We start from the raw sequence: 13,713 nt of genomic DNA, 5'->3' as shown, positions 1-13,713 counted from the left end.
GTTTGTCCTGTTATTGTTCTTTCTTCCTAGCCGTTACGTGGATGTAACGCCCTAGAGAGAGGTATGGTTCCTGACGACATAGCTTTTGCTCAAGCTCGAGCACGTCTTCAGGAGTGTAATCACCCATATATTGGCGATCACTGATGTAATCATGGAAACAGCGGATACCCGATTTGATTTCAATCTCAAAGCCAGCTTGCTCAATCCACTGATAAACTTCTTCTGGCAGCAACCCTTTTTGTGGCTGGAGCTTGAAGCGTTTTCTGTGCGGCATCCCTTTTAAAACGTGGGGTATATTGCCACACACTACGTTCTTGTAAACTAGTCCGTGCTGGTTATAAAACATGATGGACGCTCGCCCACCTGGCTTAACCTGTTCAAGCACCTTCTCAAGCACTTGTTTTGGCTTCGCTAACCACTCCATCACCGCATGAAACAGCACCAGATCGACTGGTTGGTCGATATGCTGTGCTACTTCCTGAGCCGGGCAGTGAACGAAGCGATACTGCTCGCTCAGTTGGTTCGATTCAACATCAGCCTGCGCTAGCTTGAGCATTTCGGCAGAAAGATCACATAAGGTGATCTGGTGCCCACGCTCGGCAATTTTTTGCGACATTTGCCCCAAACCACCACCAGCATCTAGCACTGACAGAGTGTGTTTTCTATCATCAAGAAGGTGCAAGGTTTCAATTAAATCTTCCCAAACAATGGTTTGGCGTATGTCACCTTTACCTGTTTGGTAGATATTTTTTGCGAATTTGTGGGCGATATCGTCGAAATTGCGGTCTTCTGTCACGGTAGCTTGGGTTATCATGTCTGGATGTGCCGCCTATTCTGGCACAGGATTTCAACTTATAAAGGTCTGAGTGCCTTTTTCATAACCAAGTGATGAATTTTCGGACTATTTAAGTATGTTTGAGCTGAAAAAGCTGATTGCGTCGATTCTTATGCCCCTTCCTGGCTTTCTCCTTCTGGGATTTTTAGGGCTGGCATTGGTTGCATTCACCTCTCGACGAGGGATCGGTTGTTCTTTTCTTTTGGTGTCCTTAGTCGGCATCTTTGTAGCGGCTTTCCAACCCGTTGCCAGTAAATTGCTTATGCCTTTGGAAAGGCAATACCAAGGGTTTCTTCCTGCCAGCGATAACGTTGACTATGTCATGGTGCTTGGTAGTGGCCATATCGTCGATGACGCCATCCCGCCAACCTCAGAATTAAGCCGTACTGGGTTAATGCGTTTAAGTGAAGGAATCCGTATCCTGAGACTTTACCCAGAAGCGAAACTGATTTTATCTGGCTATGGCGGTGGCACCGAAGTAAGTAACGCCCGCATGATGGCAAAAGTGGCGCTCGCTCTAGGCGTAGCTAAATCTGACATCATTTTGCTAGAAACGGCCAAAGACACTTGGGAAGAAGCCAGGCAAGCGGCAGTATTTGTTGCAGACAAGGAGCTGGTTTTAGTGACCTCTGCCAGTCACATGCAGCGCGCTCTAGAGGAATTTAAAGATGCAGGTCTTAGCCCAATGCCAGCACCAACCAACTTCCTCGCCAATGATGCTGTTCAACAGCCTTGGAATAAGTATCGACCACAAGCACAATACTTGGAATGGACAGAAAAATATTGGCATGAACAGCTAGGCATGTGGTGGCAAACCCTGCGTGACTACATCTCTGACACCCACACCTCCGCCAACAACGACGAACCTGCCGCCGTCACTCAAGTAGAATAACCCCTAAAAACAAGTAAGAGGAGCCCGAGCTCCTCTTACGCTATTCGCAGTATACCAAACACCCTTTCCCGATTACCCTTTACCGCTCGCCGAACTCACTCCCCAGCAAACATATAACCTTCCCCATGTATAGTCACAAAGATCTGTGGGTTTTTAGGATCATGTTCCATCTTGGCACGCATGCGACGAATCAAGACATCGATGGTTCGGTCGTTTGGTGCATCCACTCGGTGGCTGATCATGTTGAGAATTCGCTCGCGGCTTAGCACTTTATTAGGCTGCGATGAAAGCGCTACTAATAACTCATACTCTGCCTTAGTCAATTTGACAGGTTCGCCATCTCGGCTTAGAGCTCGGCGCTGAATATCAAAACTCCACTCGCCAAAGCGGATCAATTGGCCCGCTTCTTCTTTGATGTGTTCTTTACTGCTTGCTTCAGCGACCAGAGAGATGCGCCACAATAGGTTCTTAACTCTCACCAATAACTCTCGCAGCTCAAAAGGTTTGGTCACGTAATCATCTGCACCCATCTCCAAGCCGACAATTTTATCGATACTGTCAGTGCGGCCAGTCACCAAGATGATGCCAATGTCCGATTGGCTTCTTAGCTCTCGGGTTAGCATCAAACCATCTTCATTCGGAAGGTTAATGTCGAGCATGACCAAGTCGATGCTGTTGGTTGCAAGCACCTCACGCATCTGTTCCCCGCTTTCTGCTTCGCTGACTTGATAGCCTTCTTTTTGAAAATATCCCGCCAACTTGCTGCGGGTAACAATGTCGTCTTCTACAACTAAAATATGATGGCTCATCGGTACCACTTATATATTTCTAATCTCATTATTATTCTATTCACAATCGGTTACATTTCTAGCCAAGCGACGAAAAATCCTCTGAATTCGACACTTTTATTGATATGAAACAACTGAAAACGGCTGGGTTAACAGTCCTTCATAAGCTGTTATTTTTTGTCTTAATTTGTGCGGATGCTGTTCATTTTGATGCGCTATAATCGTTGCATCAATGCCTTAGGAGCTAAGCTATCATGCAAGAAACCAAACAATTTAATGAAAAGCGTGCCGAAATTTATTGGTGGCTATCAAGCCTATTTGCTGCTGAACTGACAGACAAAGAACTTGATGCCTACCACAGCGCGGACATTCGCGCCTTTATTCAAGGTCTGGCAAGCAACGACAAGCTTAGCACGTCTGCAAGCGCACTGATTGACTGCCTGAATAAATTGCAAGACAGAGAAGATGCACAACTTGAGTTGGCCGCTGACTTTTGTGACCTGTTTCTTACCTCAGATAAAGGCGGTGCACTGCCTTACGCCTCAATCTATGTCGGGAAATCTGGTCTGCTCAATGACGTTCCTGCACAAGAAATGGCGGCATTGATGAATGAAAAAGGCATTGGTATGCAGGAGGGCTTCAACGAGCCTGCAGACCACTTAGCCGTCGAACTCGACTTTTTGGGCAATCTCATCATTCAATCTAACCAAATCGAAGACGAAGACGCATTCGAACAAGCGCTCGCCGAGCAAAAAGAGTTTATTAATAACAAGTTACTTAACTGGCTGCCTAAGTTTGTAAAAGCATGCAAAGACAACGACGAGTATGGATTTTACGCCGCAGTTTCTACGCTATTAATTGACTTTTTGGCGTTAGATAGCCAATACCTATCGGGTGAGTAGCGTCTTGTTCGGTGTATCAAATCTAGAAAAAATTATAATATTGTGTGAGCTGTAAATAAGTAATCAGCATATTAGTGATTGTCAGCCCCCAAATATGGGGCTAAAATTGTGAACGCAAACGATAAAAAAATGATTTCTAGATGAAAACAACGTAAACCGCTGTTCATAGGCGGTTTTTGTGTTTTTGGTACATGTGATTCTAGCGATGAGCCATAGCTAACCATTCGGTGCGTTTTTGGCGTAAACCCATGACAAACCATCGCTCATTCGCTAACTCAGGATAACCTTATGGCCACTATTAAAGATGTTGCGCGTCTTGCTGGAGTTTCTACCACGACGGTTTCGCACGTAATTAATAAAACTCGCTTTGTTGCTGAAGCTACTCAAGAGAAAGTAAACAAAGCGGTTAAAGAACTTAACTATGCCCCAAGTGCGGTTGCTCGTAGTTTGAAATGTAACTCGACTCGTACCATTGGCATGCTGGTAACCCAATCCACTAACCCATTTTTCAGTGAAGTTGTCGACGGTGTAGAAAGCTATTGTTACCGTCAAGGCTACACTTTGATCCTATGTAATACTGGTGGTATCTACGAAAAGCAGCGTGACTATATTCGCATGCTAGCGGAGAAACGCGTCGATGGCATCTTGGTGATGTGTTCAGATTTGACAGAAGAGTTGCATCAAATGCTCGATTCGCACGCCGACATCCCTAAAGTGGTGATGGACTGGGGCCCAGAAAGCTCTGGTGCAGATAAGATCATTGATAACTCTGAAGAAGGGGGTTATCTAGCGACGCAATACCTGATCGAAAATGGCCACACCAACATCATGTGCCTATCAGGCCACTTAGAAAAAGCGGCTTGTAAAGAGCGCATCGCAGGCTTTCGTCGTGCGATGGACAAAGCGGGCCTGCCAAGCGATGACAGCAAGATCATTGAAGGTAACTTCGAGTGTGACACCGCGGTGCTGGCTGCCGATAAGATTATTGCTATGGGTGAAGAGCGCCCAACAGCGGTATTCTGTTTTAACGACACAATGGCATTGGGCTTGATGAGCCGCCTCCAAGAGAAAGGCATTAAAGTGCCTGAAGACGTGTCTGTGATCGGTTACGACAACATCGACCTTTCTGGTTACTTCTCGCCACCTTTGACTACGGTTCACCAACCAAAACGTCGTGTTGGTAAGACGGCATTTGAACTGCTACTTCAGCGAATCAAAGACAAAGAGCACGAGCGTCGAGTTTTCGAAATGCAACCAGAACTCGTAGAACGAAAATCAGTTCAGAAATTGAACTAAGATCTCGAAAACCTAAGTGAAACAAAGCACGCATCAAGCGTGCTTTTATTTGAATCAAGATCACATTAAGGAGAGCTAATTGTGATGTTTATTCCGCCTTTTCACTATGATTTGACTAAGTCAGGTGCAATTTAACTGACTTCGTTACATTGGATATATCGTGTCACGCACAGGGCAAACCATTTGAAAAAATGGGACGCAAAGCTTCCGGCCTAACTCAAACGGATTTGTTTGAAATGGTAGCGGGGTTGCCGATGGCAAATATGCAAACCTTCCTACAAGTGTTTGAATGAACACTCTTAGATGTGCATCGATTTGCTAATTTCTCGGACCTGAAATTTAGTGGCTTAACTTCTAAACCGAGACTCACAGCATGGATAAACCAGTTTTAAAAGACTCGCTGAGATTATTCGAAGCGTTAGGGACAATAAAGTCTCGCTCAATGTTTGGCGGATTTGGCGTGTTTGCCGATGAAGTCATGTTCGCACTTGTGGTAGGTGAAACCCTCTACATTCGAGCAGACAGCGTCAAAGCACAATACTATCGTGAACAAGGCCTTGAGCCCTACGTATACAAAAAGCGCGGCTTTCCTGTCGTGACCAAATATTTTGCCGTGCCTCAAGAGCAGTGGCAGAATCCGAGCGATATATTCGCAGAAGCAACACACGCACTCTCCATTGCTCGTCAAGAAAAGCAGCAACAAGCTCAAGCTAAACCGACACGCCTTAAAGATTTACCCAATTTACGGTTGGCTTCTGAACGCATGCTGAAAAAAGCGGGCATCAACAGTGTTGAAGAGTTGCATCGCCAAGGCGCAGCGAAAGCTTACTTAGCCATTCGCGCCAGTCAATCGACCGCACCAGGACACGAATTACTGTGGGCACTCGAAGGGGCGATTAAAGGAAGCCATTGGTCGGTAGTTCCTCAAGCACGCCGTGATGAGCTACTACAACAAATCAACTAACTGTTTCCTTCAAGGGCTAACGGTCAACTGTTAGCCCTTTTGCTATCTGTCTGAATTTATTATAGCTACTCGTTCTATTTAGCTTGAAAGAAAAAATCCTATTTCCCTGTCATACTGTTTAATAGAATTTGAAAGGGAAGCTCATCATGAAACTCGCCATCAACAAAAAACTGATCTTAGGTGTGGTGTTACTTGGCACCATAATTTTCCTTGGTATCAAGTTTGGCCCATTACTGACACTAGACAACGCCAAAGCACAACAAGCGCAATTAAGTGCCTTTATCCAAGAAAACTTCTTGATCGCTGCTGGCAGCTATTTCTTTGCTTATGTGGCTATCACTGCCCTTTCAATTCCCGGCGCAGCTGTGGTGACTTTGCTCGCAGGAGCGCTGTTTGGTTTTGGAACTGGCTTACTGCTGGTTTCCTTTGCCAGCACACTAGGGGCAACATTGGCCTTTTTAAGTAGTCGTTACTTGCTAAAAGATTGGGTTCAGGAGAAGTTTGGCAGCAAACTTGATGCGATTAATAAAGGGGTTGAGCGAGATGGCGCTTTTTATCTCTTCTCGTTACGTCTGATCCCTGTATTTCCATTCTTCCTGATTAACTTGGTGATGGGACTGACACCTATTTCCGTGGCAAAATTCTACATCGTTTCTCAAATTGGTATGTTAGCAGGCACTGCTGTGTACGTGAATGCGGGTACTCAGCTAGCTCAGATTGAAACCTTGTCAGGGATTGTCTCACCTGCTGTGCTCGTATCTTTTGCTCTGTTAGGCGTGTTCCCGATGGCTGCGAAGTGGATTCTAGGTAAGTTCAGAGCTGTACCGAGTGGCACTTCTGCGGGGTAACTGATGAAAATCTACATTGCGGCAACCCCACCAGAGGCACACATTGTTTGCGAATTGCTAAAATCTAGGGATATTCGAGCCGAAGTGCGAGGTGAAGGACTGTTTGGCTTGCAGGGGGAGCTGCCTTTTGGGGAAGACAGCGAGCCTTACGTGTGGCTGTTTGACACAGAGCGAGAGTTAGCAGCGCAAAGCATCATTAATGAGTTTCAAGCTAAACAAACAACGGCAGCACCAGATTGGCGCTGCCGTCAGTGTAACGAGTGGATTGAGGCTCAGTTTTCTATCTGCTGGAATTGCGGTCAGGCGCTAGAGTAAAGCGATGCAGATTGCAGCTGTCAGACTATATCAAGCGAATCGCTGGATGAAAGCAATCGAGGCCTGATTAAACTCTTCAGGCTTCTCCACATTACACACATGCCCGCAGTCTGGAATTTCTACCAGCATACTTTCATTGTGCACTCTCACCATCTCTTTCACTGGCTGGATAAACATGTAATCTCTATCACCCATAAGGTAGAGCGTCGGGATAGAAATGTCTTTATCCTTGAAATACTTCATCAGAGGATTAACGTCAGCGGCAAGCGTGTACCAGCGTTTGAACTCCTTCTGACACAGCTTCTTCGCTTCTCGAATAAACAAGTGTCGTGATTCTTTCTGGCTTCGTTGTGGCATCACAATAAATGCGAACAGACGATAAAGCCACATGTATGGGATCATGTGCTTACTAAGATCGCCCACCTTGACCAAGAATTGAGAACGAGCGTTAAAACGGGTCACAGCGCCACCAAGCACCATTGATTTCACGCGCTCCGAAGCTTGCTCTGCCAAGCTACGGACGATAATAGTACCCAACGACATACCAACAAAATGTGCCGATTGAATTTTGAGGTGATCGAGCACTTTAAGCACATCTTGAGATACATCTTTAAAAGTGTACTCGCTGGAAATGATGTCTTTGATTAGCTGATTTGAACGACCATGACCACGAAGGTCTACTAAGAGCAAATTAAAGTGTTGGCGGTAAGCTTTGATCTGCTTAAACCAAATCGAAGAGCTTCCTCCTGCCCCATGCACAAATACCACCCATTCATCGCTGGTGGCATGTCGATATGTTTTGTGAAATAGCAAGTTTTCAGCCATGGTCATTAAATATTGATAAATCGGTTGGTATGAAAAATCAGAGCAAGAAGCCTAGCACAATTTGTATGACTAACCCAGCCCTCGCCTATTTATAAAGCCTAGCAAAATGTTACAAAAAAGCCTCCAGTTAAGGAGGCTTTACATGAGTTTTTTTGCTTAATGGCGATGACTCACCATTGCAGAGTGATACATTGCCAAGTATTCCTTGGCTGAATCCTCCCAACTAAAGTCTCTTTCCATGGCGTTACGTTGAATCGATTGAATTTGCTCCGGGTGTTGCAAATAAACAATCAATGAACGCTGCATGACAGCCAGCAAGGCGTAAGGCTCTGGATCATCAAAACAAAAACCTGTTGCATTTGCTCGATCTTGGTCAAAGTCAGTGACCGTATCTTTTAATCCACCAACAGCGCGCACGATAGGCAATGTGCCATAGGCCATGCTGTAGATTTGATTCAAACCACAAGCTTCGAATTCCGATGGCATCAAGAAGAAGTCACTTCCTGCTTCCACGAGGTGTGCAAGTCGATTGTTGTACGCTTCCACAAACGCAAATTTGTCAGGAAATTCTGAGGCTATTTGATGAAGGTTCTTTGCGACTTCCGGTTCGCCAGTGCCCACAATAACCAACTGCACGTCATTGAGCAGGAATTGGCGCAAAATTGGCAATAAGTAGTGGAAACCTTTTTGGTGTGTCAATCGGCACACCATACCGTACATTGGCAAAGACTGTTTCGGCAATCCCACTTCCCCTTGCAGGGCAGATTTGTTAGCCGCTTTACCTTCAAGCATGTTTTCAATACCAAAGTGGGTATCGATGTGTTTGTCCGTTTGAGGGTTCCACTCGCTGTAATCACAGCCGTTCAAGATGCCATAAAGATCCGCACTTCGATGGACAAAATCATCCACCATGCCGTGTGAGCCCAAAGCAGTCATCAGTTCTGATGCGTAATTAGGGCTTACTGCGTTAACTTTATCTGCGTGGTTCACCCCTGCTCGAAGCATACTGATGCAGTTTTCACCGTATCTAAGGTGCTCCATTCCAGACAAGTTAAGTTCAGGAATGATCTCCAAGTCGTGATAAGAGTAGATCCCCTTGAAAATAGCATTGTGAACCGTCAAAACACTCTTAATTGGCTGGTATCTTGAGTCGTGCTCGTAACGTGTTTTCAACAAAAATGGCACCAATCCAGTGTGCCAGTCATTCGCATGAACAATGTCTGGACGTACGCCCAGTTTAGGGATCATGTCCAATGCTGCTGAAGCAAAGAAACCAAAGCGCTCACCATTATCTGGGTATGCTTCATTGGCTTCTGCATATAGTTCTGGGCGGTCAAAATACTTATCACACTCGACAGCGAATACAGTGACACCATCTAAGGCTAACTTTCTTACGCTGTATTGAATGTGTGGCCAGTAATCTAGCTCTGTATGAAGTACGATTTCAGCTTCCGATTTGCCTGGAAGTTTTTGATAGGCTGGAATAACAATGGCCACATCGTGGCCAAGGTTTTGAAGCGCTTTCGGCAGTGCCTTGGCAACATCTGCCAAGCCACCACTTTTTACTAGCCCTTCAGCTTCGGAAACTGTAAACCAAATATTTAGTTTAGAATCCAATTTTCGATCCTTTCTTAATAACTACGATACCGTCAGGTGATACGTGGAAACGCTTACGATCTAGCTCTAGATCTTCACCGATAACAGTCCCTGGAGCGATTTCTACATCTTTATCAATAATTGCTCGGCGAATCGTACATCCTGCACCAACTTTGGTATCACCTAAAAGGATCGATTCGCTAATATGTGAACCTGCCGCAACGTTGCTTCGATAGCCCAAAACAGATTTATAGATTTCTGAGCCCTGAACGTAACTACCACCTGCAATCAAGCTGTCAGTCACTTTTACTTTTCGCTCTTGAGCATCGACGAATGTTGCCGGTGGAAGTGGTGGGTAGTAGGTGTGTAGCGGCCAGCTACGGTTGTAAAGTGAGAACTTAGGATCTTGCTCAAGAAGATCCATGTGCGCCGCCCAGTAAGAATCGATAGTACCTACATCGCGCCAGTACGTCGTATCTTTTTCGCCGCTGATCTTGTTGGTTGAGAAGTCATAAACGTAAACCTCACCCTCTGGGAACATCTTAGGAATGATGTCTTTACCAAAGTCATGGCTGGAGTTCTCGTTCTCCGCATCAACACGTAGTTCAGCGCACAAGGCTTCTGAATCAAAAATGTAGTTACCCATAGAAACCAGTGCTTCATTTGGGGAACCTGGGATAGATTTAGGATTCTCAGGTTTTTCTTGGAATCCGATCATCTTACCGCTCGCATCGACTTCAATAACACCAAATTCTGATGCTTCTTCAAGTGGCATACGAATCGCAGATACGGTCAACTTCGCTTCCATTCGTTTATGGAAATCAAGCATTTGACGGATATCCATCTTATAGATGTGGTCCGAACCAAAGATAGCCACTTGGTCTGGGTTAGCCAGTTCAATAAAGCGAATATTTTGATAGATAGCATCTGCGGTGCCTTCATACCAGCGCTTACCATCACGCATTTGCGCAGGTACTGGATCGATGAAGCGGTCGGTAATACCTGATAGGTTCCAACCCTTTTTCATATGAAGGTATAGTGACTGCGACTTAAACTGCGTCAGGACATAGATACGCATTAGGTCAGCATTTACAAAGTTGTTTAAAGCGAAATCGATCAGACGGTAACTGCCGCCGAAAGGTACCGAGGGTTTACTACGTGATTCTGTCAGTGGACGTAAACGGGAGCCTTCGCCACCTGCGAGAATCATACCTAAAACACCAGCCATTTTTATATCTCCATATTTATATTTTATTCACATCAGTGTGAACAACAGGTGTAGAAGCTTGTAGAGAGGAGAATGAGTCCGATCCATGAACTTCTAGCGAGGGGATTGTTGCCCACACCGTGAGCCCAATTTGAAAGAAATGAGGCCTTATCCCCTATTTTTGTAGGGAGATAAATACAAATTTCGGCAAACTAAGCGTAATTTCCTTTAGAGAGGTCGTTTTTTGCGCATCCAGCAGACCTCTATACTTGATGTAATGCGCTTTAATGCACCATTTTTAGCGAAAATTATATGCAATTACAATCACTAAATTAGCGTTTTATTCTGGTCAAACCAAACTAAACTTTTTTTGTGTCGATTGTGTTTCTATTTGGTTAATATGGTGCAACATTGCACTCATTTAGTGCATCTTTCACTGCTTAGTAAACGATCAAATTGTCTTTTTTCTACGGGCTTGCCGAAGTAGTAGCCTTGGAGATACTCACAATTTCGACTTAGCAAATACTGATGTTGAGCTTGAGTCTCAATACCCTCAGCAACCACTTTGAGCTTAAGTCCATGAGCTATTAGGAAAATGGCATCTAACAATACTTGTTTGTCGTCCGAGCCTATTTGGCTGATGAAACTCCTATCCACTTTCAATTTATCGAGTGGGAGTTGATTGAGATAACTGAGGCTCGAATAACCTGTCCCAAAATCATCTAAAGCAATTTTGATGCCTAGCTTTCTCAATTGGTCAATTTTATCTAGTGCCTCCTTCTGTCCTGCGAGTAATGCGGTCTCGGTGACCTCAATAGTTAGCCAATTTGGATCGCAGTGATGTCGTTCCAAAGCGCCGGATATATATGTCACAAGTGATGGGTCATTGAGTTGAAGTGTCGAAACGTTGACTGAAATATCTTTTATCTCTGACCCCATCGCTCGCCACACAACAATCTGCTTCACCGCTTGTTCAATCACCCACTCGCCGATCGGCACGATGAGCCCAGTATCCTCTGCGACTGGTATGAACTCATTCGGTGGTACCACCCCTCTGTCAGGATGCCGCCAACGTAATAAAGCTTCTGCAGACTCTATCACCTCTGTATCGCTGTTTAAGATCGGCTGAAAGACCAGGAAGAACTCGTCTTTCTCTAATGCGGTATTTAGCTCAGCTTGCAGTTCAAACTGAGCGCTACCTAATTTAGTCATCTCGGGTTCATAGAAACGAGTGATTTGACGATCAGCTTTAGCAAAGTAGACCGCTATATCCGCACAGCGGATAATGTCACTAGCGGCATCAAATTGCTCTTTAGAAGTCGCTACACCTACAATCACTTGTGTTACATGAGTCCTGTGCCCTATGACCACAGGTTTGGCAAACCAAGCTCGATACTGGGCAATACGCGCAGTGATCATCTCTACATTAACCAGTGGTACCATCAACAGGTATTCATTGCCTCCCCAGCGGAATAAGGATTCGTCTGGGTCAAGGCGCTTAGACAATCGCTCCGCCAATTCGACCAAAAGCATATCCCCCATCTCATGGCCAAAATGATCGTTGATTCGTTTTAGATCCTGAATATCAAACAAAATAACACTACAGGCTTCTTCACGCTCAATACGTTGAGATATCTCGAGCAGTGCTGAGTAGCGGTTAGGTAAACCAGTTAATGTATCAAACTTAGCGTGATACTCGAGTTCACGTTGATACTCGACTTGTTTAGTGACGTTTTCGAACATACCAAGTACGCCAGTGAACGCTTGTTGCTGGTCATAAATACCCACCAATCGCCAGCTTAGATCTTTCTCAACGATATTTTCGATACACAACTTGGTTTCACAAGTCACTGCGCTGCGTTTTCCCGATTGTAATTCGAGCAGGTCTTGCTCAAAACTTAAAAATTGGGGCTTTATTAGCAATGGAAGCTGACTAATATTAGTGCCAGACACTTCACTCTCTGGAGTATAGAAAACTCGCTCGCACTCTGGAGACCAACGTGTGATTAAAAGGTCTTTATCCCATTCGATAACGCCAAATGGCAGGTGGTCGAGTAAGTTACTCAAGCGCTGGCATGTTTGCGTCAGTTCTATTTCGCTCACTTCGAGCTGATTTTTAAGCTCTTCTTGGTATTCCAGTGTGTGTTTGAATCGCACATAGAAGTCATTTAACTGCCCCAATTGCCCACCGACATTTTTGTCAGCGCGATCAACGAAGCTCTTAGAGGTTTTCAGCAACGAAAAAATCGGCTTTATAATATTGTTAGCAAAGCCCCACCATAGCAGCAGAATAAAAAGCACATAGCCAAGACCAAGCAAAGCGATGTTGCGAGTTAGTGAGGTATATACTGGCTGATAGGCGAGATCTGCGGGCATCGAGATAACGAACCTCACTCCCGCATAAGAGTTATCAACAAATAGTGGCCGACTGACAGCTAGACGATCGATGCCATCATTATCGGTAAACTCAAACGTCCCTGAATTCGAAAGGTCCAATTCACTGCCGCTGAGAACCTCCATTTCATTACTGATCAGTGAACCATAATGGGAGGCAATCACTTGGTTGTTGGCATCTATGATTAGACCGACGGTCTGAGGAGGAAGATCAGCTTTAGCGAGTCTCTCGCTCCACCAATTGAGTGATACGACTGCAACAACGGCTCCTACAATCCCACCCTCTCGGCGGTAGACAGGGTAGGCAAAATTGATCGACGTGACACCAGCAGCACGGTCAGTTTGAAATTGACCAATAGAGAACATTCTTCTGTCCATAGCCGCACGAATGTAGGGCCTGTCCGCCACATTGACCTTACGATTAAGGGGTGTTGCGTTACAGTTAAGATCACCATTGATGTCCGGCACACCAATATTGACCACATAAGGGTTTAGCTCGACCCCCTCTCGCACCGCCTCAATACACTGCGCCGAATGAGTATCTTGCAGTTCTTGACGGCGACTCAAAGCAATCAAAAAATGCTTGGTATTAGTGATGATTTCCAGTTGTTCATCAAGCAGTGATTTAGCGACGAGATCGGCATGTTCAAACACCTTGCCTCGTTCATAGGTGAACTGAAACCATGTATTAGCTAGGATGATGCCTATAGCGGGTAGTAATGCGGTGAACGTGATTGCTATAAGACGTGCTTTTAGTGAGCCCTTTAATTTCACTCAACTTCCTCGCGACTGACGTTAATTCTGTTTTATTTTTTTCTTTAGTATGAATTAACCATAGCGCATTCAAGGAG

12 protein-coding genes and 1 riboswitch are annotated in these 13,713 nt (G+C 45.1%); of the genes, 6 read left to right on the top strand and 6 right to left on the bottom strand.

What is annotated here, in order from left to right; genetic code table 11:
- Positions 1–10: 10 nt before the first annotated feature.
- On the bottom strand, positions 11–814 hold the full coding sequence (gene cmoM / locus J4N39_RS05490) for a tRNA uridine 5-oxyacetic acid(34) methyltransferase CmoM (protein WP_252022834.1): 804 nt from the start codon (positions 812–814) through the stop codon (positions 11–13).
- A 97-nt stretch (positions 815–911) separates the two neighbouring features.
- On the opposite strand from cmoM, the gene elyC reads away from it, so the two are divergent.
- On the top strand, positions 912–1,727 hold the full coding sequence (gene elyC, locus J4N39_RS05485) for an envelope biogenesis factor ElyC (protein ID WP_252022832.1): 816 nt from the start codon (positions 912–914) through the stop codon (positions 1,725–1,727).
- A gap of 95 nt (positions 1,728–1,822) precedes the next feature.
- Here elyC and torR read toward each other — a convergent pair whose 3' ends face one another.
- Complete coding sequence (gene torR / locus J4N39_RS05480; RefSeq protein WP_252022830.1) at positions 1,823–2,536, bottom strand: two-component system response regulator TorR; 714 nt, start codon at positions 2,534–2,536, stop codon at positions 1,823–1,825.
- 233 nt (positions 2,537–2,769) lie between these two features.
- On the opposite strand from torR, the gene torD reads away from it, so the two are divergent.
- The 5 genes from torD (at position 2,770) to J4N39_RS05455 (ending at position 6,840) form a co-directional block, all read left to right on the top strand.
- Positions 2,770–3,417 (top strand): molecular chaperone TorD, encoded by a 648-nt coding sequence (gene torD, locus J4N39_RS05475; protein WP_252022828.1) that lies wholly within the window; start codon positions 2,770–2,772, stop codon positions 3,415–3,417.
- Between the two features lie 288 nt (positions 3,418–3,705).
- A complete protein-coding gene (gene purR / locus J4N39_RS05470; RefSeq protein ID WP_252022826.1) occupies positions 3,706–4,713 on the top strand; it encodes an HTH-type transcriptional repressor PurR in 1,008 nt (335 codons plus the stop codon).
- A 163-nt stretch (positions 4,714–4,876) separates the two neighbouring features.
- A riboswitch (cyclic di-GMP riboswitch) is annotated at positions 4,877–4,969 on the top strand.
- 117 nt (positions 4,970–5,086) lie between these two features.
- Positions 5,087–5,677 carry a TfoX/Sxy family DNA transformation protein gene (locus J4N39_RS05465; RefSeq protein ID WP_252022824.1) on the top strand — a complete coding sequence of 197 codons (591 nt, stop codon included), beginning with the start codon at positions 5,087–5,089 and terminating at the stop codon, positions 5,675–5,677.
- Positions 5,678–5,835: 158 nt separating this feature from the next.
- Positions 5,836–6,525: a TVP38/TMEM64 family protein gene (locus J4N39_RS05460; protein WP_252023635.1), complete on the top strand. Its 690-nt coding sequence runs from the start codon at positions 5,836–5,838 to the stop codon at positions 6,523–6,525.
- A 3-nt stretch (positions 6,526–6,528) separates the two neighbouring features.
- Complete coding sequence (locus tag J4N39_RS05455) at positions 6,529–6,840, top strand: putative signal transducing protein (protein WP_252022822.1); 312 nt, start codon at positions 6,529–6,531, stop codon at positions 6,838–6,840.
- A gap of 30 nt (positions 6,841–6,870) precedes the next feature.
- Here J4N39_RS05455 and J4N39_RS05450 read toward each other — a convergent pair whose 3' ends face one another.
- From J4N39_RS05450 to J4N39_RS05435, 4 genes are all read right to left on the bottom strand, one after another.
- Positions 6,871–7,665, bottom strand: coding sequence for an alpha/beta fold hydrolase (locus J4N39_RS05450; protein WP_252023633.1), 795 nt, complete (start codon positions 7,663–7,665; stop codon positions 6,871–6,873).
- A 156-nt stretch (positions 7,666–7,821) separates the two neighbouring features.
- A complete protein-coding gene (gene glgA, locus J4N39_RS05445) occupies positions 7,822–9,282 on the bottom strand; it encodes a glycogen synthase GlgA (protein ID WP_252022820.1) in 1,461 nt (486 codons plus the stop codon).
- On the bottom strand, positions 9,272–10,489 hold the full coding sequence (glgC, locus tag J4N39_RS05440) for a glucose-1-phosphate adenylyltransferase (protein ID WP_252022818.1): 1,218 nt from the start codon (positions 10,487–10,489) through the stop codon (positions 9,272–9,274). Before glgC ends, glgA begins: the two co-directional genes overlap by 11 nt.
- Positions 10,490–10,885: 396 nt before the next feature.
- Positions 10,886–13,636: an EAL domain-containing protein gene (locus J4N39_RS05435; RefSeq protein ID WP_252022815.1), complete on the bottom strand. Its 2,751-nt coding sequence runs from the start codon at positions 13,634–13,636 to the stop codon at positions 10,886–10,888.
- Positions 13,637–13,713: the final 77 nt, after the last annotated feature.

Origin of the sequence: Vibrio sp. SCSIO 43136 (genome assembly GCF_023716565.1) — a bacterium.
In the GTDB taxonomy this organism is placed as follows: Bacteria; Pseudomonadota; Gammaproteobacteria; order Enterobacterales; family Vibrionaceae; genus Vibrio.
Note: the sequence above shows the minus strand (reverse complement) of the source record. Positions and strands in the feature narration are given on the sequence as shown.

Excerpts from the sequence above, each read along its gene's own strand:
- cmoM (WP_252022834.1), bottom strand. The coding sequence starts at position 814 with ATGATAACCCAAGCTACCGTGACAGAAGACCGCAATTTCGACGATATC.
- torR (WP_252022830.1), bottom strand. The coding sequence starts at position 2,536 with ATGAGCCATCATATTTTAGTTGTAGAAGACGACATTGTTACCCGCAGC.
- torD (WP_252022828.1), top strand. The coding sequence starts at position 2,770 with ATGCAAGAAACCAAACAATTTAATGAAAAGCGTGCCGAAATTTATTGG.
- purR (WP_252022826.1), top strand. The coding sequence starts at position 3,706 with ATGGCCACTATTAAAGATGTTGCGCGTCTTGCTGGAGTTTCTACCACG.
- J4N39_RS05455 (WP_252022822.1), top strand. The coding sequence starts at position 6,529 with ATGAAAATCTACATTGCGGCAACCCCACCAGAGGCACACATTGTTTGC.
- J4N39_RS05465 (WP_252022824.1), top strand. The coding sequence starts at position 5,087 with ATGGATAAACCAGTTTTAAAAGACTCGCTGAGATTATTCGAAGCGTTA.
- J4N39_RS05450 (WP_252023633.1), bottom strand. The coding sequence starts at position 7,665 with ATGGCTGAAAACTTGCTATTTCACAAAACATATCGACATGCCACCAGC.
- elyC (WP_252022832.1), top strand. The coding sequence starts at position 912 with ATGTTTGAGCTGAAAAAGCTGATTGCGTCGATTCTTATGCCCCTTCCT.
- glgC (WP_252022818.1), bottom strand. The coding sequence starts at position 10,489 with ATGGCTGGTGTTTTAGGTATGATTCTCGCAGGTGGCGAAGGCTCCCGT.